At 41.9% G+C, this 4,663-nt stretch carries 3 protein-coding genes and 2 pseudogenes; 2 read left to right on the forward strand and 3 right to left on the reverse strand.

The window, feature by feature from the left end; genetic code table 11:
* Positions 1-253: 253 nt before the first annotated feature.
* Together PSE69_RS19105 and PSE69_RS19110 are read right to left on the reverse strand one after the other, a co-directional pair.
* Positions 254-1,564, reverse strand: coding sequence for a hypothetical protein (locus PSE69_RS19105; RefSeq protein ID WP_036943170.1), 1,311 nt, complete (start codon positions 1,562-1,564; stop codon positions 254-256).
* Positions 1,564-2,817, reverse strand: coding sequence for a hypothetical protein (locus PSE69_RS19110; protein WP_040132422.1), 1,254 nt, complete (start codon positions 2,815-2,817; stop codon positions 1,564-1,566). The genes PSE69_RS19105 and PSE69_RS19110 overlap by 1 nt, the downstream gene beginning before the upstream one ends.
* 487 nt (positions 2,818-3,304) lie before the next feature.
* Here PSE69_RS19110 and PSE69_RS19115 point away from each other — a divergent pair.
* Together PSE69_RS19115 and PSE69_RS19955 are read left to right on the forward strand one after the other, a co-directional pair.
* Positions 3,305-3,891, forward strand: a pseudogene (locus tag PSE69_RS19115) (IS3 family transposase); the annotation flags it as partial.
* Between the two features lie 64 nt (positions 3,892-3,955).
* On the forward strand, positions 3,956-4,117 hold the full coding sequence (locus PSE69_RS19955) for an RHS repeat-associated core domain-containing protein (protein ID WP_080574256.1): 162 nt from the start codon (positions 3,956-3,958) through the stop codon (positions 4,115-4,117).
* 84 nt (positions 4,118-4,201) lie between these two features.
* Here the strand turns inward: PSE69_RS19955 and PSE69_RS19120 are convergent.
* Positions 4,202-4,663 (reverse strand): annotated as a pseudogene (locus PSE69_RS19120) (hypothetical protein); the annotation flags it as partial.

The following is a 4,663-nucleotide window of genomic DNA, read 5'->3' on the forward strand; positions in this document are numbered from 1 at the left end:
CCTCCGTGGGCATGTCACCCATCAAGTTAATAGAAGATGCAGGTTTAACAGCTTTTAATTTTCCAGTAAAATAGAGTTAACGTGTAATTTATTTAGTGAAATTACCTGTTTTATTAATATTAACCTCTTAAACCAAAACAGGTAAATCACAATATATTATTCCTCAATTAAAAAAACAAATTAGAATTAATATTTGTTTTTATTACTTACAATCTCTATTTAACATCTCATTATATTGTTGCTTTCCACATTATCAGATCGGCGATATTTCATACACCAATCCATCGCGATTACCGAGGTCCGGTGCATAGTAGGATTCTACCGGAAAATAGAATAGACGATTACGGACACCATCAAATAATACATTTTCCTGATAGCTTCTCGGGAATTTCTGCATCCGCTTCCAGTTTTTTCCGCCGTTGTGTGATACCCGGATATGCTCAGGGTCGTTAAACCGAAAAGTGAATATCAGACTATTATCTTTCCCTGCATACAGATCAGAAATCGAGTCTGTACCGGTTTCCAGTACTGGCGTGTAATTGCCGTTGCTGCAATCCAGCCGGTTGATGCTGTACCGCATACGTGGCTCGGTTTTGAGAACAAAATAAACCTCTCCTTCCGGTGTCACGGTCGGTTTACTAACTCGCCCCGGCAGCGACAGATACGCTTCCTGGCGTCCCGTCTGGAGGTTAATACAAGTCAGTGAGCTGGTGTCGCTTTCCTGCTTCCAGAAGATTGCCCGTTGTGAGGTGGCGAGCCAGCTGGGATCCTGTATATTGTAATGCTGATAACTACCGAGATCGGCACGTCCCCGCCCAGAGGGGTTCAGGTCGGCGAGTTTTTTCCAAGTCTGTCCAAAATCCATTGTCTGATACAATCGCTCATTCTGCGCCATCACGAAATGACCCGCCCCAGTAATCGCTAGGACATTCTCTTCCGCCCGCGTTTCTGGCGATGCCCATTGTTGTAGCCACTGCCAATGCAGACCACCGTCATTTGAATAAAATGCTGGTCTTCCTGGGGTGATATCATTCTTAAATACGATCAGGCAGCGCCCTTGATTATCACACTGCTGACTCAGTACGTTGCCGATAAAACGGGCCCGGACGCGCAGCTCCCCCTCCTGCTCCGTCATAATCTGAGTTAGCGGCAACCGTGGCCTGTAGGATTCAATTTCTCGGCCACTCCCTTTGCCAATCTGTTTTGCAATGTGCTTGTTGATCACCGCTTTGTCCGGATTAATTTGCAGATTAAGCAGCGGCACAGCGTTGTCATTAACGGGATCATCACGAAGCACTTTGTTGTAATGATACAGGAAATTACTGCGCTCAATATGATTCACTTTAATATCAATCGCATCGCTTAGGCCAGTGATCAAAACACCCTGTTCAACGCTACTGATAAGCAAAGATTTCATGATAATCGCGTTTTTTTCCGGCTGATAAGGACGAGTACGTTCCCATTCTCCGGCAAATCCAGCGAAATCACGTATGTACATAAAAGTTATGCAAATAATCAGCCCGACGGCCAATAAAGCAACTCGGATGCGACGATCAGTAAACATCAGGTCACCTCCTGAATATACGGAGCCTTATTCAAGCTACTTCGGAATGACACCAGATACTGTCGCACTTTCTCTATCCGTGCGGAGGTGACCGTGTATTTTTCGATAAAGCCGTTGGACAGCTCAGTTAACAGCATAATCAGGAAAAATATCGACATACTGAGAAAACTGCAATCAAGAAACATATCCCCGGCTTTCAACCAGTCCCATTTGTCAGGCATCACACCCGCTTGCCACCAGTCATGGAACGAAAAAAACAGCATCAACAACGGTAACACCAGACAGATGAGACCAATGGCTTTGTACGCCCGTTTCATTTGACGGTTGGGCATCATTATGCCGCTGTATTTGAGATATGCCTGTCCGTCCCGTTCGTTACACAGGCCGACGATCTGACCGTTCTCACCGTTAAGGATAAGCGTCATGGGGTCACCTTCGGTCAGAAAAAAATCCGGATGTCGGTAAAATATCGGATTTACATCTTCACTGAATGTATTGTAATAACAGCGGAAAGTGAATAGCACGCCCTCACAGAGAAACTGATAATCTCTATAATCGCGCCGCGATTTACCTGTACCAGTAAATCCTGTGGTCACACTGAGTGAACGAATTTCCCCTTGTAATGTGCTCAGAATGACCTGATCTGCATGGATCATATTATCCGGCGTCTGGGGTTTTGCTGTTTTTACCACTGCCTGTATATTTTTTTGCTGCGCGGCTATTGTTGTCTGCAGATCGTTTTGAGTGTGAAAGAGTGATAAATCTCCAGCCTGTACACGCCGAAGTCCCTCTTGCAAACGGTGTGTTCGTTTACTACTACTGACCAGCAATCCTTGAACACCGGAGCAAAAAAACCAAGCACCGATAATAAATGCGATCAACATGAGCAGAAATATGATAATACCAAATGATAAATTAAAAAAAACATAGCCAAACGCCCCCATCAGTAGCGTTCCTATCAGTGTTTTCAGGGCATTACGGGCTTTATCGGTACCTTTAGTCACGGGTTGCAGTGTTCCGTGGTCTGGAGCGACTAACCAGTGCAACCAGAATGTCCCATCAGCCAGCGGATGTGCACCGATATACACACGCTCGCCCTCTGTTAATTTTTCCGCAACAGAGATATCTTCAAATTGCTTAGCATACATCCAGAATACCTTATCTCCGGCTAGGATCCGGCGGTAATTCGTTTCTGGTTCGGCGTGCTTATCGTGGCGCACAAACGGCAAATCAAAAAAGCAGACATTTTTCATAGGCAACAGCACCATCCATAAGTAATCATACTACCCAGTAACGATTCTGATTGAAATATTAGTTAATATTTATATTTTGAAGATTAAAAATTATAAAAACACTCGGGCATGTTGACCTTTATTGTATATATTTTATATTGCTCCACATAGTGAGCCACATAATTGAAAACGTCAAAACAACGACACTTTCATCATTTTTTGATAATTTACCATACCAAATAGCAACTGCTCAGTGTTTCTTAATACTCAGAAAGGTATTTTCAACGAAATAGCGGCATTGATATAAACACCAATCAATAGCTATATTACCTTAATTGCTATTTCCTTTTCTAGGTATTATATAGTGAGCCTTAAGACTTTTAATCGAATCTTGTAAAGCTTGGCTATTAATCTTTATCCTCTCCCATTAAAATGAGACAGCTATAATGAGATTTTCTGCCCAAAATTGCAGAGGTTGTTATAAAAAGTCGGTTTTACTGAAAGGCGAATCGTCAATATTTTAAAACTCATTGATTCTGGAATGAAAGTCGATGATCTTTATCGGCAACGTGGTATCAGTGTGCCACTGGCGGCAATTGGAAATCAAAGTACAGTGGTATGTAATCCAATGATGTTAAACCATTAAAAGAGCTTGAAAAAAACTCAACGCTTAAGTCAGCCTTGAAAACCATGCGATGAAAGCGCTTTTTGCAAAAAAGGTTGGTAGTAACTAACGGGGAAGACGTCCTGCGTTCAATCAATAAAAGAGGCAGGTTTATCAGTCAGTAAGGCTTGTCAGATGACTTTGTTGTCCGGGGCAACGTTTTATCGTCGGCAGTGAGATTGATGTGAAAAAAATCGAGCGGTGATCGAGGATATACAATCCGTTTTAACCCAGTCACCACAATCTGGATTTTGGAAATACGATTACCGTTTGCGATTTGAAGGCTATCCCTTTAATCATAAACGCGTTTATGGCCGTTTAGGACTCAATCTAAAATGTCGAGTTAAAAAAGCGCTCTGCGTACGTGAGAAAAGGCCACTAGCAATTGAAAAATACCGAATATTCAATGGGAACTAGTTTTGTTGCTTGATAACATGGGTATCTTCTCTGCCCGATATTCCCCCAGACAAGCATTTAACATATTGACGATAAAATGTGAAACCTGCTCCAACATCCGCTTCTTATTTCAACAAAGAGGTAGGATTACACTATAACACGTACCACTACTACGCCCCAGATTTAGGTCGTTTTATCCAACGAGACTCGATAGTGCTGGTAAGTGGACTGAATTGTACCAGTATGCACCGGACCCTTTAATCTGAATTGACAACTCATTGGATTAAACAAATTAGATATATAAGGGATGACAGAAAAAAGCGAATCCCTGTCTATTTATCGTGGTTAAAATAGTGTATGAATAACTTTCAATTCTGGGTTAATTGTAATGATATCATCAATTATTTGATTATAAATAGCAGGCATCGTTTGTTTCCACCCCACCATATCTGGACGGTGCTCTATAGCCATGGGGGTTCTTAATAGCGTATGATCAATAATAGGCGTTGTTAAACCGTGTTTAGCTCTGAAATTTTTTACGGCTTGGTATTCAAACGGCCAAGGAATTAAAATATTCATTGATATCTCATAACCCGTTGAGCTTTGTTCATTGTCATTGTCCGAAAAAAGTGCCGACCACTCTATATGTTTATCACATAGTGTGATAAGCCATTGAGCGACAACATCGTCATTTTCATTATACAATGCTTCTTGGCAGAAACGTTGATAAAATGGATCAATAGGGATCCCCGCACTTTCCCAATCTATTGTTTGATTTTTTTCACTCGCCAGCATTTCGATAGCTAA

Source organism: Providencia sp. PROV122 (genome assembly GCF_028482365.1).
GTDB classification, from domain to species: domain Bacteria; phylum Pseudomonadota; class Gammaproteobacteria; order Enterobacterales; family Enterobacteriaceae; genus Providencia; species Providencia stuartii.

Excerpts from the sequence above, each read along its gene's own strand:
- PSE69_RS19110 (WP_040132422.1), bottom strand. The coding sequence starts at position 2,817 with ATGAAAAATGTCTGCTTTTTTGATTTGCCGTTTGTGCGCCACGATAAG.
- PSE69_RS19105 (WP_036943170.1), bottom strand. The coding sequence starts at position 1,564 with ATGTTTACTGATCGTCGCATCCGAGTTGCTTTATTGGCCGTCGGGCTG.